Below are 23246 nucleotides of genomic sequence, written 5' to 3'. Positions count from 1 at the left end.
CGCTGGTCGGAAGCGGCGGTGAGAGAATAACGTCAGCTATAGATTGAGACCGTACTTCAGCTCTTTTAGGAGTGATGTTCGCTTAATGGGCGCTAGTCTTCGCCGTCGGCTTCATCGTCCCCCAGATCTTCAATCCGCACAAGGATCGCGGGATCGCCAGCGCCATCGAGAAAATCTCGGATGCTTGAAATGAGACCGAGCTTTTCGTCGAATCGCGGAACCCTGTTTCGACGGCGTTCTAGAATAGTTTGTGCTTTTTCGAGATTGTCGCGAAGCTTCTGAGCCGCCGCGTCTCGTCCAGCGAGAAGCGCAAACGGTTCGACTTCGCGATACCGAAACAAACCCGCTGTTGCAGAAAGCGCATTCTTGAAACGAGTTTGGAAAGACAGTTTCTCTGTGAGATAGACAAGCTCGTTCGATGCAAGGTCAACGATCTTCTCGACCACGGCCGCTGTTAGTGCCCGCGGTGCCTCCTCTCTCCGTGCAAGGATCATTGCGAGAGCATTCATCGTGTCTGCGTTTGCAGGGCGCGATACTAGGGAATGCAATACGCGACGCAGTCGCGGTATACTCGTCACGGCGCGACCTGCACCCTGTATCAGAACCTTTCTAGCGGATCGAGGCACTAGAAGCGGGTGTTCACCTTGGTTCAAGTCTGCTTCTAGGGCTTCGACGATCATATCCTGTATGCTTGTCGGACAGAGGGTGAATGTCCAGGTCAGGCATCGGACTGGCCCGTTGTCAGAAAGAGGATGTCGAGACGCATTAGCAATTTGTTTGGCGCACTCCTCCAGCGCCGCGGCAAGGCATCTCTGTGCTTGCTCTGATAGTTCGTTGGGTAGGATCCCGTCGGTCCCTATGGGGCGGAGATGGACCTGAGTCGAGGGATCTCGCAGCGTTCGGGAGAGAAGTGGCGCGAGCACAGAAAGATTATATCCTCCCGTGCGATGCATTTGCGCCAGTGCAGAATTCATGCCCTTGAGGCGGTCGCTCCCTGTCCAGAACTCGATTGAAGGAGGCTCAACAATACGGATTGGTATCGTTGGTGGTGGCGTTCTCAGCTTTTCGAGTATTTCTTCAGGTGAGGCATTGATTGGATCGAGTTTGGTCCAGTCGAGAAAGATGGGGGCTCTCTGAAGCGGTTCCCATTCCGGCGAGGTCAAGGACAGTTTTGCCCAGCTTTGCCCTGGCGTCTGTCTAATGCGCAACTCGACACCGACATCTCTCTTTGGAGCCTCGTTCAGATGCACACTCCAGAATCGAATTTCATCGTCTCCCTTGAGTACGTAAAACTCGATATTGTGTTTGCCAGCGATCCACTTCAGATCGCGATAAGGGGGCGAGACGTACTCCCTGTTTGCTGGCAAGGTGGCCTTACTTCCGATTAGGTCGTCAAATTGCGGTTCGTCCCTCTTCATGACAGCAAGACTTATTGGGGTGAGCCGGTCAAAGTAATGCGGCAATCCCCTCTCGATCAGGCGGCCGGCACGCAGACTACCACGCGCTGCGGCGTCCCAATCCAGAATCGTCATATTGGGAAAAAAGGCCTGAAGCCGTCTGGACAGGACAGAGGCAAAAGGGGCAGCCAAGGGCGTTAGCAGGAACGTAGAGGAGATTGTTTCCGAGATCCCAAAATCCAGATCTCTGCCAGAGTCAGTATTCGAGAAAATATCGCCCTCAGCTATCTCGGGCGCAATAATTTCGATCCAGTTCCCATTATTCAGACGAAGTATCTCAGTATCGCCCGTTCTGCAGTTGCCACAGATCAATCTCAGACCAAGTGTACTTCTCTCGCAAAAGCTTTCGCCTAGCACCGGATTGGCTCTTACCACACTGGCATGAGCTCGATCCGTAAGCTGCTTCAAGCCTAGATTGCGCAGGATCCGGAAGCCGTAACCGTCACGTTCGGGAGCGACATGGTCGGGATGTTCTGAATCGCGGCGAAGTCGAAGCGTCTGTAGCTCAATGCCCGTGCCGGAATGAATCAGAAAGCAAAAAAGTGCCCCGTCGGCATTTTGTGGGATTGCGTGGCAATCGAGCGCGTGAAGAAATGCCGCGACTGGCTTCCAAAGAAGCCGAAACTGTCTCCGATCGCGTTGGAAGATTGACAGCATCCGGAACTGGGCTGCTTCGTCGAAGTCCTCGACGTCAGGCACGCTCAGTATGATATCGTCGGTGCCTCGCGCGAGCGCATTGACGGTTGCGCCATAAATTCCGTTGACCGTGAGCGTGTTGCCCGATCGTAAATCGTCGAACATCGGAGCGAGCGACACTCGGCGTTCTGGATTGCCGAGTTCACCCCACCCCTGTCCTCGACCGTGCGGTGCAAGCAGGGCCTGTGGTCCCCCGATCCAATCGCCCGAACTTTGCTTGACAGCAACGGTGCCGAGACCACCATCAACAATTCGAGGTACCTTTAATTGGACGTCAGGCTCCTCGATCTCCCAATCGCGGGCTGCAATATCTCTCCATCCGTTGACGTCGAGCCCTGAAACACGTCTCATTGACGATCCCCGGGCGCCAAAGTTGAGGTAAACAAGCGCGTCAACTCGCTGAGGCTCGTCCACAACGCGGCGCTTTGCGTTCCAAGCGTAAGGCAGAGCGCGCCCTTGCTACTTTCACAGTCGCAGTGCTCATCGCTATGCGAAGGACGGAGAATGGCGGCGGCAACGATATTTGCTCTCGTCCCGGTTGCCAGAACACGCTCCAGTTCAGCTAGCTCTCCATCGATGAGGCCGCTGTGGATGGCCCAAATCGGCCAGACAACGACGTTTCCTAGGAAGCCCCCGACGTCGCCAATTCGTCCGAACCGTATCCATATTGGCGCCGCGAAGTCTGACAGACGCTTGTCTGGTTTTCGCATCCTGTAACGGACCTCGATGATCATCCTTTGCTGCGGGAGGTAGAAAGCGGCGAGTGGATTGTCATGAGAGATCCAGGACCCACGGTTCTGTTCACTCAAGAAATCGAGCGGTGCCGCAGCTATCAACTCGGCTCCTGGGATACCCACCAAGGCAACCACGACGGCCAGGGTACAGAACTCTTCCCATGATCGAGCTTGCCAGCGCCAGAGCTCGTCGAGAACCCGATCGCGATCAAGCAATTCCTGCCAAGAGGTCCAGACCCGGTGGTAATTGACATTGTGCTGAAGCACGAAATTGGGAGTGACGCCGGGATCGGCAAGTCTCACGCCGTGGTCAGCCAGCTCCCGCGCCAGCCGCCGACTCGACCGGCCGAAGGCATCGACCTTGCGCGCACGGGTCGTTAGACGCTTCGTGCTGTTCAGTTCGAGATAGTCCCTGGCCGCATGCGAGGCCAGTTCGCAGTAAGCACGAAGTACTCGGTTTTCGAGGGTGTCGAAGTTTTCTTCTCGCGCAACTGCCAGTATTCGCTGTTGATCACCAGCCCGCTCAGCGAGGGTTTCTCCGGGCTGGCGTACGAGCCAGGTCATGGCTCGACGGTCGAGTTCTTGAACCCTTGATATTGGGATCTGCCGATGGGTTCTTCGCAAGATACGACGAGGTGATCGGGCCAGCTCTTCGATCGTTCGCCAGAGCGCGAAAGCGTGCAGGGCTATGACATCCATGCTCGGGGGGGCGCTGTCACCTTCTTCGGTCCACCGTCGCCGCAATTCCTGCCAAAGCCTTGCTGGATCGCCCAGGGCGGTCTCTACGTCTCTGAGTCGCCCCCAGACCGCTTGGGCTCTAAGCATAAGGCGGTGGGCCTCCTTTTCCTTTTCTGTCTGAGGTTCCAGTTTGGTGGGCGGACGTTCTGGTGCACTTGGCCAGTGAATCCTAATGTTTTGGCTAGCGGTTGAGACGGATATGCCGGGCGTGCTTCTGATCGGAAATGGGATGATCGAGAGATGTCGCTCTTCATCTCCAGACCCAAAGCCCGAAACGGGCTCGGTCGTATTCTGCCGGCCATTTACGGTCGCTCGTTCACCATTGGCCTCGTAGAGCCAGATCGAGGCTGCGTGGTTATCGCTGATTTCAATGTCCTGGCTACGCAGGGCAATTCGGTGAGGCCGCTCCGGTTGAACTAGGGCCCACGGCCTCAGCCAGATCTCCAGCACGGCGCTCACCCTTCGCGCATTAGGCCGCGCCAGACGAATAGGCCAGTGCCTCTGGCCTGCCGCTCGCGCAGCTCTGCAACCCGTTCTGCCATAACCAAGTCGTTTAGTTCGTCTCGAAGCAGCCGATCGAGTTTGTCGAAGGCTGCGCGGTGACTGTCAATCTCGAGACCTCGAAGTTTCGGCAGAATGCGAAGCTCGATCTGATCGGCAAGAGGCAGTCGGTAATCATCGCCCTGAGGTTTAGGGTAGTTAGCAACATATGCGATCATTGCATCTCTCAGGCGATGACCAAACGGGCGACCGCAGTCTTCCATGATTTCGGCGAGTTTGTTGATCGCAGCGTCAACCGCGCTTCGAGCCGCGCCATTGAATCCGGTTGCCGGGCGAACCCAAGTCCGCCACGACTTGAACGACTGGGCTTGCGCGGGACGGTCGCCCCCGCGCGCGCTGTTCAAGTTGTGGAACTCATGGGGAGCCGCAAACTGGAGGATGTTGCTTCTGTCCAGCACCTTGTCTGACAGCGACTGAGTGCTTTCGTCATCGTTCATGGTCCCCGCAAACAGCACATTGTGGGCCGGAAACAGCGAGGTTGCCGTCTTTAGTCCCCGAATATCGATCGGGATCATCGCGTCCGCACGTTTGCGCTCGTCGCCGGCCTCGTGGTATCGGGGCCTTGCTTCGAGACGGCTCAAGAACTCGGAGAAGTAATACTCGACGCGAGCCAGATTCATTTCATCCAAGAGCACCAGCGCAAGGTGATCGCTGCGGTCTGCGTCCGACAGAGCAACAGACTTGTACGGGTCCATATGAACCAAAAGACGTGCAAGATCGGTGGCCCGATAATTCTTCTCAATGTAATTGTAGAACCCAAGAAGATCCTGCGGACTGTCCCAGCGAGGTTCGACCGCGATCTGCAGGAAGTGAATGCCCATCGCTTCAGCATATCGTCTGGGCAAGAGACTCTTGCCTGTACCCGAGACACCGGCAAGGACTGTCAGCTGTGAGTGGTCATTGATTTTGAGCGCAGTATGAAAAGCCAGAACCGTTCGAGTGCTGTATTCAAGATTGTAGGCTTTGAGGTACTCGTTGACAAAATGTAGCGCTTCAGACTCCGTGCGAGGCGCGCCCAGCTTGATTGCTGGAAACTCGAGGCTGAAGGGTACCTTGGTCAGGTCATCAAGCAGCTTCTTCTGGTCGCTTTCGCCGATTTCGCCGCCTGTTTCCAATTCCAATCGTGCCTTGCGACTTTCCAAGCGCGCGATTTCCTCAGCAAGTGCGTCACGCGCCGCTCTGACACGATCGGCCTCCTTTCTTAGGGCCTCAAGGGGTTCCTTTTCCCCCTGGAGATCCTCAATTTCCTTTGCGAGATTGTCGCGTTCGATCGTCCGCGCGGCCTCGAGCGCAATGCTCGTTTTGGCCTCCTCGATCTGCCTAAGCGCAATATCGCGTTCGGCACGAAGTGCGGGTAGTTGCGACGAAATTGCATCGTGTTCCGCTGTGACCTGGGCCAACTCCCTCTTCAAAAATTCGAGCTTCTCGGGATTGCATTCGTCCGTAATCTGCTCAAGCTCGGCCTGCTTTTCATCTAGCTGTTGCGAGACCTTCGCCAGTTCGCCAGCTACCTCCGCTGCCTGGGACTTCACCTCCTCAATTTCACGGCGAGCATCCTGCAAGGTTGCGTGCTCAGCCTTTATCGCGGTTCGCTGCTCTTCGAGACTGGCAACTTCGGCGATCAGACGGTCCCGCTGCTGGATCTTCTGTTCGACAACGCTCAGTTCTGCCCGCCTTTCAGCAAGGAGGCCTTCTTCCTGAGCTCTCAGCTCACGTATGTGTTCGAAGCGAGTCGCATCTGGAAGGCGATCTCGCCGGATCTGAAACATGATTGCTATGCCGCTCATGACAAGCGCCAAAGCCGTCAGCACGATGATGGCAGGAAGGACAAGTTGTGAGGCATCCACGGTGGATTTCTTCCGCTACGGCTGTGATGAGGCTCTTGGAGCCGGGTTGGCAGGTTGTCGTGGGGCTAGTCGGCTCGGGCCTGGGATCGGGCGTGGACCTGAACTTGTTGGCCCTAGTGCCGGGCCTCTCGACTGCTGCGCCGCTTCGCCGGGTGCAGGGGGCGTCGGTGGATTGCTCGCTGCGCGCACTTCTTGGAGCCGTCGGTTTTCGTCATCTAATCTTCGTCTCAAATCATCCAACTCAGCCGAGGTATTGTCCCGGCGCTGCCGCAGATCGGCGATCTGCTCTTCCACCATAGCGAGATTTTTCTCTGCCTCAGATCGAGTTTCCTGAGCGCGCCTTGCGGCCGTTTCGTCGATTGCGATTTGATGTCTTCGTTGTTCCAGCCCGGCGAGCTCCGTTCGGGTCACTGCCAGCCTCTTCTCTGCAGTAGTTAGTTCGTCACGCTTCGTGGCAAGAGAGGCCTCGGCCTCCGTGCGGGCAGTCGCTGCCCGTTGAACGGCCGCTTCATCGACGGCCTGAGTGGTTCGAATCTGCTCGTACCGGGACACGTCAGCCTTAAGCTGGATCAGTCGTTGTTGTACCGATTGAACTTCATCCCGTGCTTTCGCCAGGGATTGCTCTGCTGCAGTCCGCGACTCATCTGCCTTCTTGGCAGCTGCCTCATTGACGGCGATGGTGCTTTGGTTCGCCTTCAGACCCTCGACCAAGAGTCTTAAGCGTGTGACCTCGGTCGATCGTTCCTGCCACTCGCGATATGTGTTGTCCCGATCCACCTTTAACTTGACTGCATCGGAGGCGTCCTTGCGGGCGCTTTCGGCTTCCCGATCAGCGGCCAGTTTTCGGTCTTCCAGCTTCTTAATGTCAGCGATTAGTGCGTCACGTCTAGTCTCTAGTGCCTTAGTTTCTTCAGATCGGGTCGTTGCCGTTTTGCTAGCGGCCGCATTTTCCGATTTAAGAGCCTCAAGCTGTCGTTTCTGACCCTCAACCTCAGCGGTGATCTTGGACAAGTCAGCTTCGGCTGTGCGTTTATCAGCAAATAGTCGGTTGCGGTCGACCTGAATCCGCTCAGCGTCGGCGGCTCCCTTCTCTGCATCGTCCTTTCGGCGTAGCGCGATCGTTCGGGCTTCCTCAAGTGAGGCTATTTCAAGCCTGATCGCGCCTAGCTGAGCTTCTTTGGCTGTCGCTTCTACAAGACGTCGACGCACGTCGTCTTCCCGTGTCGCGATCCCGCGCTCATGTTGTTGCACAAGAAGGAACAGTGCTGCGTTGAGGCAGATAACAAGAAAGCCGAGGCAGCCGATCAGGCCTATCCACTTCCATGAGGCTGGTGGGATCTGAAGTGCCGGCCCGTTAGTGACGGCCGAGCTCTCGTTCAATGTTGTCAAGGCATGCCTCCATGTCTTCTGCGAGCTGATGGACCCAGAAGCGCAGAACTTTCCAACCGCGGCCGATGACTTCTTTGTCCCTCAACCGATCGGCGGTCTTCCGATTGCCGGTCACATCCGTGTGCCAGCGAACTCCATCAACTTCGACGTCGAGGTTTGTCTTCCCGGCAAAAAGCGCGAAATCTAGGTACCGTGTACCAAGCGGGTATTGAGGATGGGGCTGCAGACCGCGCGCCTGCATCGCAGTATAAAGCCTGCGTTCCCAACTACTGTCGAAGTGCTGTGATCTGGGAGGCGACCATGGCCGACTTGCACGGTCCGCCAGGAATTCGATATGTCGAATTCGACATGTCTTGGCGTTGGAAAGGTCACCCAACACGATGCAGAGTGCCCTCGCGCGGCTTACAGCGACATTGAGCCGACGTCGTTCCCTCTTCAGAAAGGCGTGGGTCGATTGCTGCGTGTTTGCAGCTATGACAAGCGACAGAAGAATGAGATCGGCTTCGCCGCCCTGAAACTTGTCGACGGTCGAAATTCGTAGCGAAAGTCGATCGCGCTCGGCTTGAGTCATGTGCGAGGTGACGGTCTTCTGAATTTCCGCGACCTGAGCATTAAAGGGTGAAATAACGCCGACGGATCCGATGAACGATTCGTCCTCAGCGAATTTCTTCAGCAATAGCGAGATCCGCTCTGCCTCTGCCTTGTTGACCGGACCACCATCTCCTCTTGTCTCGTGGCCAGTTACGTCCTCCCAGACAAGACCCGGGCGATAGCCTTTTGGAGGCCGGAACTGTTCTTCCCACCTTCGGCCGATGAGCTGGTCGTTATAGAAATCTGCGTTGAGATAATCGACAATGGCCGGCGCCGATCGAAATTGATCGGCCAGCAGGAAACGCTTCGCTGCCGGGCGACTTGCGCAGAAATCGAATAGAGAATTGATACTCTGAGCGAACGATGATCGGCCTTGTTTGGGAAGTCCAGCAGCGTCCATGAGTGCATGCTCGGTGCCCGAGCCGAGCGGCCGAACGAAATTGAGCTGCATCGGATCGCCGACGACAACCGCCTTTTTCGCTCGGGCCAATAACGGAAGAGCAGACGCAATGTCGCTTTGGCTCGTTTCATCAAAGATGACATAATCAAAAAGACCAGGTGCGAGAGGAACGCGTGACGGCACAGAGAGGGTGCTGACTGCCCAGATCGGACGATGGCGCAGCACCATTTGCGCATCCTCAAGGGGCATGCGGCGGGCGCTCTTTACACTGTTGAATTCGAGCTCCTTTGCTCTTGTGGCGATTTGTGCACGCTCTTCGTGTGCTGGCTTCGTCAGGCTTTCGGCCAGTTTCGGCAAGAATGCGGCAATATCCTTGCCTAGAGAGGCGTAGTCAGAATCAGTTGGAGCCGCATCCTGTGAAGAGATGGCGGCCTGTTGCAATTGATACCTTAGGTCTGCAACGCGATTATTGATCTGTCGAAGTGAGGCATTCTCGGGCAAGGGATCCAGCGAGTCGCTGGACCTCCCGGTAAGACGCCTGATGGCCATTAGGATCCGATGGAGTAAGCTCGGTCGTGCACCTTTGCGGGCTGGAGATCTCTTGTGCTTGCCTATCAAGTCACGACGCTCTACCAGCTCGGAAAGTGCAAGATGCAGGGCAGTTTCATCTCTGCCTTTTCGACGCCAATCGTGGTGTTCAGTCGCGCGGGTGTTAAGTGAGCTTGTTGCCGCCTCAATTTCCTGGCGTTGGGCTAAATCACTCGTATCTTCGTGAGCAAGTTCACGAAAGGCATCAAAAAAGCTGACATCACGCTCGCCATCGGCATCTCGGGCTCGGGTCAAAAGGGGGAAATCAGGCACGACAGCCTTCAGCCGCTTCTCTACTTCATCGACGGCTTGATGATTCCTGGCTGAGAAAAGAACAGATTTTCCGGCCATCACTGCTGAAATGAGCAACGCGAAGATGACTTCGCTTTTGCCTGAGCCAGGCGGTCCCTGAATAACCGTCAGACCTTGTTCGAGTGCGGCCTCGGCTGCGTCCAGCTGGTGATCGGTCAACATCCCACGCTCGCCGGGAGGTATCACGTTGACATGGTCGTCGGCTCCGACATGGGGTGTGGTGTTGGACAGGACGGTCGCAAGGGCGGTGTTGGCCAGCCTATCCTTGGACCACTCGCGAATTAACTCTAGATCCTCAGCAACAGCCTTGGTGAAGCTTCCTTCTTCGGGAAGAAATAGAGCCGCAGCGTTTCTTAGACCGCTGCCGGACAACGAAATTTCGGAAGCCAAATCGCCGGGACGTAGGGTCATGCCGCCGATCGTTGCGAGGGAATGACGCATGCGATCGCTGAGAGCGCCGATCGTGTTTTCCTCTCCTTCCGGAAAGAGCTGCTCGGTCAATTCGGCGGCTTTCCACGACGTGTGCCGGCAAACCTCCCGCGTCCATGCGGGATTGAGTGCCGGCTCCGCGGCCTCGATATCGAGAAAAAGTTCTTTCCCTTCTAAGCGGAAGTCCACCGGCAGGATCAGAGCCGGTATGAACAATTGGCCTTGAGATGAAGGGAAGATCGAAACAGGCCAACCGATGGCCGGGGACGAGAGATTTCGTTTGGATAATGCCTGGACAAATGCCTCTGGCAGAAGCTCTGTGCTGATACGAATCGAGACGCCAGACCACCAGGTGCCTGTGAGTCGAAAGAGCTGCCAAATCGAGCCATGGCGATCTGCAAACGTTTCGATCCTCCCGCGTGGGTCCTTGCGCTGGGTTGCTGCGTAGTATCCGAGGAGTGGTCCCCAATCTGGCAGAGAACCTGAGGTCTCTGGTCCGGTCGAAACAACGTCTTCGGGTGATTGCTGCAGAGGATACCAGGTAGCTTCAACGGCGGTCAGCGTACCGAAAGCTACTCCGCTATTCCTGTTGGGCTTGCCTTCGGCGGTTGCTGGCTTTGGCTTCGTCTCCGGACGAGACACTTGCCATCGTCCGTTTGAATCCCGAACGATTTCTCCACGCTGGGCCAGCGTACCGAGACCAGCTAGCAGTTCCGATGCATTCAACCGAATGCCGGATGCGCTGAGGCGCCAAATAAGCTGATCATCCGTCGCTCCCTTGGGAAAAAGCGAAAGCAGCTGGCGAATGGTCCGGTCGAACACTATGACCTCTCGCTCAGCATCCGAAAATCAACCGTCAGACAATTGGTTACAGGCCGCGAGAATTCGAACGTACCCCAGGGTCGGCGTCGATACCGTCCCCACAAGCTCGCCAAAGGCCTAAGTACAAGAAAACGGTACACAATTGCGGATTGTCTGTAAACGACTGGACTCATCTCAAGGCGATGAAATGAATATGGCTGGGGACATTTCTTAGAACGTTCCCCGCTATGGGATTCCACTGGTTAGAGCCCTGGGACTCCGCAGATGGCACGCTCTCGTCATTGGATCCGGCGGCGTGGCGGTGGACCGGTCGGAGGGCGCCATCGACTATATGACGGTGACTTGGGAGCTCTTTGGTATCGCGGTGTTGATTGAGTTCAACGCGCGCACGCGCAAGTGGCTCGAGGTCTACGGGTCCTGTCGCCGGCGGACGGGCACGAAGGCGACGACATGGGGCCAGCCGAGCCGCATTATTACGCGTATGTGCATGAAGAATGCCTTGACCCATGGTTTCCACACCCGCCAGCTGTTTCATGTCAGCGACGGCAAGGCAAAGCCTTTGCGGAGCTCGCGGTGATTGTGCCTGTCGCAGCTGACCGGCGTGACGAACGCGGCGGCGGAGGCGACTGTGATTACGCCGAATACGGTGCGGGATGGCTTTTCTCCGTACCTGCCTCGGTTCAAACGGAGTGGAAGAGCGGTGCTGGGTTTGGTTCCGGTACCTCGCCAAGAACCTCAGCCCGCATGAATCAAGCAGGTTGGTGATCAGTGCGGGCTACAACGCGAGATCTTTCGAATTCGGCCCGTCTTCATCGCGCCGGCGCCGGTGGCGTGCGCGAATCCGTTCGGTTTGTTCTGAGAACATCGCGATCGGCGCGCAGACGAAGGCCGGGTTCGTGTCGAAGTTCGACCGAGGGTGACTGGAAGTACCTGTACTCGAGCTCTGAACTGGATGAATACCGGCAAGGTCGGCGCCGGCGCGCTGATTAGGAGGAATTGCGGATGATCTAGGGCAGCGGATGAGACAAAATAGACAATGCCTATCCACTCGCGCCGGTCCTATTGCAGGAGAAGCGGCAGATTGAGCGGGCCGCGGAAACCGAATCCGTGCCAGCGCACGCTCGCGGGATCAAGCAAAGTCATGTTGGGGAAGCGCTCGAACAGCATGGGCAGCAGGATGGCGCCAACGGTTCGCCGCGACAGGTGCGCGCCCGCGCAATGATGCGGGCCGTTGCCAAAGGCCTGGTGAGGATTGGGCTCGCGCAGTCCGTTGTAGTTCTCGCCATCATCGAAGACGTCCTCGTCTCGATTGGCCGACGCCTGGATCGTCATCACGGTGTCGCCCTTCGGGATCAAGCAGCCGCGAATCTCCGTGTCCTCCATAACGAGCCGTGAACTTGCCTGGATCGGCGCTACCCACCGCACCCCTTCCTCGAAGGCGGATCGCCATTTGCCGCCTGCGCGCACGGCGTCAAGCTGGTCCGGATTGGTCAACAGGCCGTAGAGGATCGTCAGCAGGGCGTCGCGGGGCTCGTTGATGCCGCCGCCGATCGCGATCTTTACATTGGCAATCATCTGGCTTTCTGGAATCGGATTCTTCGTGTTCACCATGAAGGAGAGCGCTGAGGAATCCGGTTCGGTACGCACGCGTTCGGCGTTGGCGCGGATACATTTGTCCATCTCCGCATTGGCAATGTCGGTCGCATCGAAAGGCCCCGGCGTCCAGCCAAAATTGCCGGCGCCGTCTATCAGCGTCTGCGACCATCGCTGCATGTCCTCATCGCTTGCGTCCGGAACACCCATCGCATGCGCCAGAATCCGCGCGGCAAGCGGTCCTGCGAGAGCGGGATAGAGATCGACCACCTCACCGCGCGGCAGCCGGTCAAGATACGCTGCAGCCAGTTTCGCATACAGCGGCGCCCAAACGGATTCGATCGTCTTCGGCATCAGGGCCGGCATCATCGCCATGCGTTCGGCCCGGTGCTCGTCGTGGTCCTTACGCATCAGTGTATGAGCGAGAAAGGCGCGCTTCATGGGCGTGTTCGGGTCGTCGGAGCTGAACAACGCCGCATTGTCCTTCACGTATTTCGTGTCGGCCGCCTTGGTGAGGAAGGTGCGGCCCACGGATTTGACGCGTAATACGGGCGCTTCGCGTCTGAGGCGCCTGTAGATCGGATAGGGATCGCGCGTGAGCTCCGCGATCGTGATGGTCTCGTCCAGGGGGGCCAAGCTCGCGGTCAGCATGGGATGATCCTGTTGGATGCGGGCCAGCATGTGCCGGGGCTGAGGATAATGGCAGGCGCGAAACAGCGCAATCCTGGCGTCCGCTGCACTGCCAGGGGCGAAGCCGGCACGCTCCTCCTCGCGCCGGGACCGAATGCGAGAGGCGACATCATAGCCCGCGGCTGCGAACGCAAACGGGCCTATCGACGTGACCGATAACCTTCAAGGCATCCCGCTCGCCAGGGACATCGCTTTGCGCATACGTGAGAAGATCAAGGCGGAGACCGGCCTCAACGCCTCGGCCGGCATCTCCTGCAACAAATTTCCGGCGAAACTCGCCTCTGACCATCGCAAGCCCAATGGGCAGTTCGTCATCTCGCCGGAGATAGGGCCGGCCTTCGTCGAGACACTAGGCAAGTTCCACGTGAAGTTTGCCGACTTCGAGATCATTACGCGCAGCCGGTCCGTCTCCTCGGCTGTCGCCAACCGTGATGACCTCGCCGAAGTCGCAATCGGCCTTTTGCAGGACAACATGCCTTTTCCGAAGGCGGTTCGGCTTTTGGGGGTGTCACTGTCTTCCTTGCGGGTCGGGAATGGTGCGAAGCCGCAACTGGATTTCGGGCTTTGATCCGGAGTAGATTCACGGCGGCCGCAAACCCGCTGCGCAGGCGTGCGAGGGACAGGGTACCAAGGTATAAAGATATCAGCAAACGTCCTGGTTGTGATTGCCGCCCTATTAATTGTAGAAAGATTGCAAGAGCTTGAATCGAAGCTGGCCAGCGCGGGGAAGTTGCGAGGAGCGGCTTTGTGCCGGAAAGGCCGGAGCAGAAAGCACGAGGGGGATCTATTCGCTCCTAAAGATCGATGGCTGCGCTTCAGTGGTCGTCCCGACAACGATCGGTTCGGGGCGCTGGCGACAATGTGCGCCGCAAGACCCTTTGCACCGGGGCAGCGCGTCGACGATCCGAACATCAACCCATTGCCAAGCGGGACCAGTACCTTGCCAAGAGTCTGAAAGAGTCCCCGGGGGGAGGCTCAGTGGTGGAAGCAGTTACAAAAGTACCCGACTACATCCGCGGGCTAGACGTAGCAGAGTTAGTCATTCGTCGAAAATTGGCTTTGGCCGACGCGACGCCGTTCCTTGCTCACGTCGAGCTCAGTGAAACGGATCGCGCACGATTTGCCTCATGCTTTGCGGCGTTTGTGCGTGGAGATGCGGAGAGAATACCCGAAGCGTTTCGAAGATGGCCGCTGACCTCCGTTTGGAACCTCGCTTCGGTTCTATCGCACGGCTATGGAGAGGATGGCCACGCAGTCTATGCGGTTCTCGAAAAGACGTTCAGCGTTAGTCTCTCTGGCAATGTGCGAAACCGGATAAACCAAGCGTTTCGATCTGTCTGCCGTAAACATGGGCTGTGTTTCGACGGTTCCGGGTTGGTGCGGGACTACCTCGCGCAAGCGGGCATCGCTAACTCGCAACTTCATCATGTTGTAAAGGCGTTCATGTTCGCGGAGCGAGCCTTCGGCTCGCCGCCTTATGACAACACTGCTGCGCTCAACAGCTGGGAGGATGACGCGGCACATTTTCTTCCCGTCGGAGTGAATATTCCCCGCATGGTGCTCGAGGTTGATCAGAGCGCGCACTATGCCTTCCTGTTCACGAGGTATCGCCAGAACGAGACGCCCCGGAACGAGTTCGAAGCTCGGTTCTTCAAGGAAATCGAAAGCGCACAAAGTGCAATCTCTGGCGGGCGACAACATTCTTACGCTATTCCCAGGCCATCGCTGATTTGGAGCCGAGACGGTTTGGCTCTCGCGCTGCCCAAGGTCGAGGGTCGGCTCTCGATCTCGACTGGTGGCGACACACGCAAGCTACGTGGGGGGCAAAACTGGTCCTTGCCGACGCCCTGGCCCAGTTACATCGACTGGAGTTTCGGCGATCACGTGGAACGGCTCCCGGTGTTTACGAGCGAGCGGCACATCCTGGCTTTCGATAGTGAGCTTGGCCGACTCGCAGGCCAGGTCGACACTGGCCGCGAGACGGCGTTCGTTGCTGATGCCCGCGCAGTGGTGCTCGTTGCCAAGTCGCCGTTCTCTGTCGATGGCGAGCCGGCCTTCGAGGTCGGCCTGCACGGCCACGCAAGTCACTGCCAACTTGGGCCGGGAGGCGCAGCGATCGCAATCGAGTCGCGGATAATCCGGGTCACTGCGAAACCGAAACCGAGAATCTGGGTTCAGAGCGGCGCGGTGGCAAAAGGACCCAAAGGCATTCTTCTTGCGGGAGGCTCGTCGCTCGGCATTGAGTTCGGGGAACTGGAGGATGGGGCGTTCGACCTTGCGTTGACCATCGACGGGCGCGAACAGGTCTCGCAGCTGACGGCTTCGTCCGAGAGTCGCTCAGCGATTCATGAATTGTCTTCCCTTTCAGTCTCCGGCACCGGCCTCTTAGCGGTGAAGGCCGAATTGAGGCTGCGAGGCAGTAGCCGCGCCCTGGTTCGGTATAAGGCGTGGCTGTGGCCTGGCTTGCGAGAGCTGAAAGACGAGTCGATCTTTGACAGCGATGGGCGGCCGACAAACTATTCGCCAGAAAACAGCCGCCACATCGTTGCCGACGACGCTGGTCGCCTCTGTCTCGATGCTGATGCGGCCTATGACTCGGCGACCTTGGCCTTCCTAGTCGGTCACGAGCGGATCGAGTTCGAAATTCCCCGGCCCGGTCTGACGCTCACCTTCACGGACGGGGAGGGGCGATCGCTTCCAATCAGGATTGGAGAATCTCTTGTCATCCGAGATGAGGATAAAGGGGGCACCCTCGCGATACGTTGCCCCGACCGCAACGCAAAGCTCAACGTGAGGGGACGCTTGGAACCCAGCGCATTCAAACGCTCGGCCACGCGTATCCTCTCTATGGTAGATCTCAGCACTCCCTCTGCCAGAGATGAGATCACCGTTGAGCAGCCGTCGGTTGGGTCAATTCCAATCGTCCTTGCCCGGATTGTGCCTGCCGCGGCACCGACAGCGTTCGTAATTGAACGGAAGCGCGATATACTGTCGCTGCGCCTCGAGCTGCCGATCAGTATCGATGCGATCCGATTTTCCCTTGAAGACGAAACAGGTAGTCGGAGCGAATGCGATTTCGCTGTCGGACATCGGCCCGTACCTTGCCCAGCTCCCGGCTGGCTGCATGCAACGCTCGATTTTGAAAATACGAGGCGGACCTTCGTCACGATTAACCGCAACGAATTCAGCGGCGATGTTTCTTTGGCACATTTGGCGGTGCGCCCAACAGCCACCGATTCGTTTCGCCCGCTCCGAAATTCGCGTGGCGACAGCTACGCGCTCATTCTGGCGCCCCGAGGCGGGTCGGACCCAGTAGATTTTCGTGCGCTCGACGTAGTTGCGCTCGCATTGGCATTACGGGGCTGCGTCGTTGAGGAGGCACCGCAGCGTTTTGTTACGCTTAATTCTTGGATGGCCCTGTGCTTCTCGCAGGAGAGCTGGGACCAAGCCGGCCAGTTCCTGTTGCAACGATGGATGGCTCTTGGAAAGTTCGTGGCGGAAACGCCCGACGGTCGCGATCTACTCCTGGCATCCGCTCATTTGCCGCGGCAGGTCGGAGTTGCAAAGAGTTGGGTTCCTCTTGCCCATCCATTGCAAATTCTTCCTTCCCTTTACGCATCTCCAGCAACGAGTTTCCGCTCTTTGGCCGAAGAAAATGTGGCAGAGGGGGCCGAACAACTGGCATTGCTTGCAGAAACAGCTCGAAAATCAATTCCTGAGATACATCAGGCGATTGGGCTTTCTCCTGCGTTTCTTATGGCCTTCGCCAACTTCGATGACGCGCATAGAAGAAATACACCTCTACGGAGGTTCAGTTTCGATCGCTATCGACAACTATTTCAGACATTCGACACCAACGCGGGCGCCCGGTGGTTTTGGCAGCCCGGGAGCGAGCTGTTGGGACCGGCCCATTACGGGGCAGCGCTCGGAAGGCTGATCGATCGCTTTTACGATGCTGGCCTCGAAGAAGAAGGGTCGAACGAGGTGCGTATCCGCACGGCGAATTCACTTGCCCATGCGGCTTCGAGAATTCAGGAGAACACTTTACCGCCGCCGCTCGGAATCGAATTGACGCATGGCATCTTTGAGTTTGCACCATCATTCATATCCGGATTCGCTCACGCCTCTAGGCATGACTCCGTACTGGAGTATCTGAACCGGCTCGCTGCCAGGCTTGAGCGACCATACCGCTCGGTCGCTAGCGACGCCTCTTTCCTGATACGGCTCGCTCCTGAACTGCTGGCGTTCTATTTGCTCCTATGGGAGCTCTCGTCCGAAAGGTTGTCTAAATGAAGGAACTGAACCCGGTCGTCTTTCGCGATCAGCTTCGCGCCACACTCGCGCGGTTCATTTCGACAGCGGCTCCCGTTTCCCAGATCCGTGCACCGCGGCTCGCGCGTCAAATGAGCGAAGCGCTGAATTCTCCCAGCGTGTCGCTCGTCAAAGGCCCCTTCGTCGAGAGTCTGCCAGACTTTGAAAAGGGGGCCTCACTCTACGATTTGGTACAGTCTGGAAAACTGAATCGCAGATGGGCGATCCTTTCCGAGACGCCGGAAAGCGATAAGATATTCCGAAGGCAGCTTCATAAGCATCAGTCGGAGGCTTTGGGGCGATCCGGTGAGAACTATCTCGTGGCGACCGGAACTGGGTCAGGTAAGACAGAGGCGTTCCTCTTCCCGCTCATTAACGACCTCTTGAATGAGGATGATCTTTCTAAGCCGGGCGTTCGCGCAATCCTGATCTATCCGCTTAACGCCCTCGCCAATGATCAAATGCACCGCATCGCGCGGTTGCTCTTTCAAGATCTTCGCGATCCCGGGATTACGCTTGGGAGATACACGGGCCAAGTGGGGTCAGGAGCAACCCGCGCCGAAGTAGAGCGCAAGATAGTTGAGACGCCTTCGTTCGAAAGGGATTTCGGCGCGGCCAGGAGCGTTCCGAAAAATTGGCTGCTCAGTCGGGCAGAGATGCTTGAGCGACCGCCTCATATCCTCATCACCAACTACGCTATGCTCGAGCACATCCTCTTGCTTCCGCGTAACCGATCGTTACTGGAGCAGGCAATGCTACGGTGGCTCGTACTTGATGAACTTCACACCTACGCAGGTGCTCAGGCGATTGAAGTGGCGTTTCTCTTGAGAAAACTTAAGACCCGGTTGGGCCTATCAAGGGGACAACTTAAATGCGTAGGCACATCGGCAAGTCTTGATCCGGCCCGGAAGGATGAGCTTGTGCGGTTCGCACGAGACCTCTTCGGCGAGGATTTTCCTGATGGCGAGCGGGCGGTCATCGTATCGAACCGACAAGCCCACCCAGCCCTAGGTTCTGACGTAGTCCCGGGGAGCCTGACCGCTTCCGAATGGATTGACCTGGGGCACGTAGTTTCAGAACTCCGGATGAAGGGTGAGACCGAGGGCGATCGGCTCGTGGAAGCCTGGAACCTCCTCGTCGCTGAGTTAGGGCTATCACGGCTCGTTTTGCCAGCAGATGGGGATTTGGGCGATGGTCTTGTCACGCTGCTCGGGAGAAATCAGCAGGTGCGGGCTGCCGCGAGACTTCTCGAGGATAGGGGCTCAGTGCCTTTCGAAGAGCTCTCAAGGTCGCTGTTCCCTGAACAAAGTATTGCCGATCAACATGCGGCTTGTGCATCCCTCATATCGGTCGGCGTCCTAGCAAAGCCATCAACGCCCGGCGCATTCCCTCTACTTCCCGCGCGGTACCACCTCGCCGCATCAGGAGTAGAGGGCGTGTGCCTGCGCCTCGATGCCAATGACCCGGAGCACTGGACCGGTATGGCATTCGGGAAATCGGTCAAGTGCGAGGACGGTGTCCCGTGGTATCCGCTTCTAGTCTGTAGGAACTGTGGTGAGCCATACGTCGAAGCTTGGGATGACGGGGTTCGGCTAAATGCCAAACCCGAAGCCAATGCGAAGCGTCTCGTACTGCGCTTGAACGGGATCTCCGAAGACCAAGCGTCCGAGTATGACGATGAGGAGACCTCTGAGGTCGAGCAGAGCGATGTCGAGTATTTCGATCCCAATACTGGCGCGCTCGCCGACGGGCGTGGTCCTGGAATAATCGGTCTTCTAAGAGCTGAAATGCAGGACGACGAAGACGAGGGTCGGACGTACGTCAAACGCTGCTCATCTTGCCGAAGCCCCGCCGGCCGATACCCCGAACCTATCAGCTCGGTTCACCCAGGGGACGATGCGCTGGCTGCTGTCGCGGCCCAGGAACTTCTCGAGAGTTTACCCAAGCCGCACGACCGCGCACAGGACGCGCCTATGGGCGGACGAAACCTGCTTGTCTTTTCCGACAACAGGCAAGATGCAGCGTTCTTCGCTCCGTTTTTCGAGCGGACATCTCGTGACCAGGCGCTACGAGCCGCGATATTCCGCGTGCTGAGGAAGGAAGGAGAAGCCATCAACCTGGAGGACCTGACGCAGTCTGTCTATCGCGAGCTGCGTCGAGACGGCTTGAAGCTCTACGATCGCTTCGCGCGTGATCCGATGGGCAACACCCAGACCAAGGATCGCCTACTCTCGATGATCGTTGCAGAGTTCTGCACAGAAGGCCTGACGAGAATCTCCCTGGAATCACTTGGTCTCGTGAAGGTGACATACGATGATCGAGGCGCCCGAAATACGGCGGCGGCGATAACGCGTGCTGTCCCTGCGCTGAAAGACAAGGCTGTAGGACTCGTACATTTTGTGCTGGACGTGATGCGACGGTACAGGGCGATCAATAGCCTTGATCATCGCATCGATCTGGAAGACGACTCTATCTGGGGCGAGGCCCAAGCGCAGGAACGTCGAGCGTGGACAAGGACGAAGGAGGGCCCGTCCCGCCTGCTGCGTACACTTGTCCCGGCAGGACAATCCGATAACAGGTTCACCTGGTTTCTCTGCAACAAGCTTGGCATTACCCGCCAGGAGGCGGTAAGTACGCTCGACGCCTTCTGGAGCGAAGCCGAGCGAACAGGCAGCAGGCTGCTCACACGTCATTTTAGCGGCATGGCTATCGACCTGTCAGGCCTGCACTTTGTTTGCGCTGCCGACGATCCACTGTACCGCTGCAGCAAGTGCGGCGCGCGCACGCAGCTGAATATCGCCGGCCAGTGTACTTCGTGGCGCTGCGCAGGCAGCGTCACGGAGATAGATGCTGCCGAGCGGGCATCGATGAGTAAGTCGCATCACTACGTCAACAGATACGCGGGAATCCCACTTGCTGCACTTGCCCGGGAGCACACAGCTGCGATCGGTCCCGATCTACGGTCTGACATTGAAGAGAAGTTTCGGCAAGGCGAACTGAACCTACTCAGTTGCACGACGACAATGGAGATGGGCGTCGATATTGGAGACCTTGAGGCGGTTCTCTGCCGTAACGTTCCTCCTGGCATTTCCAACTATCAGCAGCGAGCGGGGCGAGCAGGGCGCAGAGCGCAAGTTGCGCCGACCGCCTTGCTGGTCGCGCGAAATAGCCGGTATGACCAGGCGCAGTACAGCGATCTTCACAGCTATCTGAACGCTAAGCCGGCCGTTCCTTACCTCACTTTGGATAACCCGAGCTTCTTTCGAAGGCATCAAGTATCCACGGTTTTGGCTGGCTTCCTCGAAAGTCGATTGACCAATCGTGACCGTACGGGGGCTCCAAGACTGAAAGAATTCTTCTCGGACTCATTAACAGGGGAAGATCAACAGGCGCTTCGGGTTGAATTCTCTACCTGGATTGCGACAGAGCAGGGGACGCATTTTGTTCGGCTCGCCGAAACCTTGCATGATTGGCTTCCCAGCGAACTTAGTACTGTTGGTCTGGTCGGCGACGACTTAAGAAATCACGTCACGTCAGTCGTTCATCGGTTCGTTGATGATATCTCAGAGAGGTGGCAGGCGCTCGATGCCGCCGCAGCAGAGCAGCGGCGCATTATGGATGAAGTGTCTAGCGAGGACGATAAGCGAAAGGCTTCAAATCGCCTTGCTGCGAAAATGCGTGAGAAGGCGCAGTTTCTTGATCAGTTCTTAGTAACCGTGTTGTCGCGGTCAGCGGTCATACCTACCTACAGCTTCCCTGTTCATTCTATTCGTCTTGAGATCTCCGAAAATCGCGCGACGGCCGACGAGAGCCGATTCGCGCAGGGTGCGTCTCTCCAGCTCGATCGCGACGCGGCGCTTGCGATAGGCGAATACGCTCCAGGTGCCGAGGTAGTCGCTGGTGGGCGAATCTGGACCAGTCGCGGCATCGTACGTCGGTCCAAGGAGTACATGCCGGACAAGTACTACCGAATTTGCAAGAGCTGTGGCCATCCAGAGATCCATTTCCAGAGATCTGAGTTTGGCATCGTATGCGAGCAATGCTCAGCTGAACCCGAGTCACGAATCATCAGGTTCATTGAACCCACTGCATTTCTCACTGCGTTTGATGAACGACAGGGGCGTGATCCTGGGTCGTCGCGGCTACGGTCGAGGGCGGTTGACGAAGCTCGTCTGCTAACGAGAGCACATTTCCGCGACTATGTTGATACGGACTTGGCTGGGGTCCGTACGTTCTTTGCGCCTGCGACACCAACGGCTGGTGAGGCAGCGGGCCGACTCTTTGTTATCAATCGCGGCCCGAAGGGGGCGGGATACTTTTGGTGTAGCCGATGTGAGTACGCGGAGGCCGCGCCGCATTCAGCTCTGATGGGCCAAAAAGCAGTAAAGTCGGTCCACAAAAATCCCCGGACGGGCGAAAAATGTTCCCAGGAGGAGATTAGCTATCCGTTCGACTTGGGCCACACGTTCGAAACGGATATTCGGGCAATTGGCTTTTCGGTACCTCCGCCTTCCTTTGAAGATGCTCAAGATGAGCGAGAACGTGAGGACAAGCTCGAAGGCTTCTTGCGCACCCTAGCGGAATCATTACGCATTGCTGCCGCCGATCTCCTCGAGGCTAATCCGCGCGACATACGAGCGTCTAAAGAGCTCCGAGAGGGAAGGCCGCTTGTCGTTCTGTCCGACGCAGTGGCTGGTGGGGCGGGATACGTTCAGCGGCTGCTGGAAGACCCACAGTTTTCAGCACGCGCCCTGGTGAATGCGGCGATTCGCGTCGTTGACTGCCGCCGCACCGAATGCGCGACCAGTTGTTCTCAATGCATGAATGACTACTCGAATCAGGTGTATTGGGACATTTTTGATCGCCTCCCCGTTCTATCGTGGTTGCGTGCCCTGCATGCGGATAATGCGGAGCGGCCTCAGCATGCACCGGAAAGGGCAGTGCCGGTCAGGGCGATCAACCATGCCGGTTTGGAAGAGCAGCTCAGAGGCGCTTCGCTGCTCACGTTCTGTGCAGTTTCGGTGCAGGGCGCTCGCGATCCGGAACGCGCGATTGCGGCTGCTAGACTCGTTCGCGATTTTTGCGAAGCTCGGCCAGATCGGAAAGCGCGCTTGGTGGTGTGCTCGGGCCTTCCGCTTTCGCAATCACCGCTATCCACGCTCGATCGACAGATCATTGACCTGCTACTCCCGCTTGAAGCAGGCGACCAGCTGGACGTGTTCCTAATTCCACGGACCAAATTGGAAGACGCACCACGCATTGCTGCTCGTAAGGCGGACAAGACGATCGAGTACTACACGAGTAACTTCGATCAACCGATCTTTGACGATCTGTTTGGGCCAAAAGTCTATCTCTCGAACTCGGCAAGGGCGGATGACTGGCAAGAGCGGCACGAGAAACACCTCAAGAAGATTGAGAACGTGTTCTCAGCCTGCGCACTAAACACACAAGCGTTTCGACATGAGCCGGGTCATCCTCGTGATTTCAAGAGCATGTTTTCTGCCATCGCAGGGCAATCGGTGAGGCTGCAGATCGACGATCCGTACCTCGCAAGCGGTGAGAGAAATCGGGGGGCACTAGCGGACTTTCTGGGGAAATTGCAGGAAGTCGGCGTTGTTATCAAGTCTTTGACAATTTCATGGAAGCCCGCCCGGCCGGGCAACAATCCGAGGTATGTTGACGAGCGTCCCGAAGAACAACAACGGGACTTGATGGGCCGCCTGAAAGCAATCGGGCTAACGACCGGCATCATCCAGCTAAAGCCGAAGAGTGCGCGGCTTGGCCATTTCCATGATCGTGTTGTGACGGCAATGATCGATGGCGATCCTCATGCGGCCCCGAGAACATTCAGATGGGACATTTCTTCGGGGATAGACAATCTGATGCAGAGAGACCGCCAGTGCAGCGTGTTTTTCACGACAACGAATGGCTAGGCGGCAAAAAGAATGTGTTGTCTGCTCCGCGGCATGACGATCTTGCGTATCTCGTGAATCGCAGCCTTGAGGCGCGCCCGAATAACATCATCGCTCTCGTAGTGGGGGCAACTCCCTTGCTGGCAGGAGAGATCTGGAGGCGCTGTGCTCCGGTC

9 protein-coding genes and 1 pseudogene are annotated in these 23246 nt (G+C 57.3%); 4 read left to right on the top strand and 6 right to left on the bottom strand.

Translation table 11 applies throughout. From position 1 onward, the window contains the following. Positions 1-92 precede the first annotated feature (92 nt). From XI03_RS32285 to XI03_RS32265, 5 genes are all read right to left on the bottom strand, one after another. Positions 93-2504, bottom strand: a complete 2412-nt coding sequence (locus XI03_RS32285) for a hypothetical protein (protein WP_271594366.1) — start codon at positions 2502-2504, stop codon at positions 93-95. Then, positions 2501-3586 (bottom strand): DUF2357 domain-containing protein, encoded by a 1086-nt coding sequence (locus XI03_RS32280; protein ID WP_271594365.1) that lies wholly within the window; start codon positions 3584-3586, stop codon positions 2501-2503. Before XI03_RS32280 ends, XI03_RS32285 begins: the two co-directional genes overlap by 4 nt. Positions 3587-4080: 494 nt before the next feature. Next, positions 4081-6033, bottom strand: coding sequence for an McrB family protein (locus tag XI03_RS32275; protein WP_271594364.1), 1953 nt, complete (start codon positions 6031-6033; stop codon positions 4081-4083). A gap of 15 nt (positions 6034-6048) precedes the next feature. Beyond that, on the bottom strand, positions 6049-7422 hold the full coding sequence (locus XI03_RS32270; RefSeq protein ID WP_271594363.1) for a hypothetical protein: 1374 nt from the start codon (positions 7420-7422) through the stop codon (positions 6049-6051). Next, on the bottom strand, positions 7388-10564 hold the full coding sequence (locus XI03_RS32265) for an AAA domain-containing protein (RefSeq protein WP_271594362.1): 3177 nt from the start codon (positions 10562-10564) through the stop codon (positions 7388-7390). The genes XI03_RS32270 and XI03_RS32265 overlap by 35 nt, the downstream gene beginning before the upstream one ends. Positions 10565-10859: 295 nt before the next feature. Here XI03_RS32265 and XI03_RS32260 point away from each other — a divergent pair, with 295 nt between their 5' ends. Further along, positions 10860-11141, top strand: coding sequence for a hypothetical protein (locus XI03_RS32260; protein ID WP_271594361.1), 282 nt, complete (start codon positions 10860-10862; stop codon positions 11139-11141). A gap of 482 nt (positions 11142-11623) precedes the next feature. Here XI03_RS32260 and XI03_RS32255 read toward each other — a convergent pair whose 3' ends face one another. Continuing rightward, the gene (locus XI03_RS32255) at positions 11624-12808 is read right to left on the bottom strand and encodes a cytochrome P450 (protein ID WP_271594360.1); all 1185 of its coding nucleotides are present in this window, start codon (positions 12806-12808) and stop codon (positions 11624-11626) included. 181 nt (positions 12809-12989) lie between these two features. Here XI03_RS32255 and XI03_RS32250 point away from each other — a divergent pair. The 3 genes and pseudogenes from XI03_RS32250 to XI03_RS32240 all read left to right on the top strand — a co-directional run. Then, positions 12990-13415: pseudogene (locus tag XI03_RS32250) on the top strand (DinB/UmuC family translesion DNA polymerase); the annotation flags it as partial. 410 nt (positions 13416-13825) lie between these two features. Next, positions 13826-17140: a hypothetical protein gene (locus XI03_RS32245; RefSeq protein WP_271594359.1), complete on the top strand. Its 3315-nt coding sequence runs from the start codon at positions 13826-13828 to the stop codon at positions 17138-17140. Beyond that, the gene (locus XI03_RS32240; protein WP_271594358.1) at positions 17137-23091 is read left to right on the top strand and encodes a DEAD/DEAH box helicase; all 5955 of its coding nucleotides are present in this window, start codon (positions 17137-17139) and stop codon (positions 23089-23091) included. Before XI03_RS32245 ends, XI03_RS32240 begins: the two co-directional genes overlap by 4 nt. Positions 23092-23246 lie beyond the last annotated feature (155 nt).

It is taken from the genome of Bradyrhizobium sp. CCBAU 65884 (assembly GCF_028128835.1).
Classification (GTDB): Bacteria; Pseudomonadota; Alphaproteobacteria; order Rhizobiales; family Xanthobacteraceae; genus Bradyrhizobium; species Bradyrhizobium ottawaense.
This window is presented reverse-complemented; position numbering and strand designations above follow the sequence as displayed.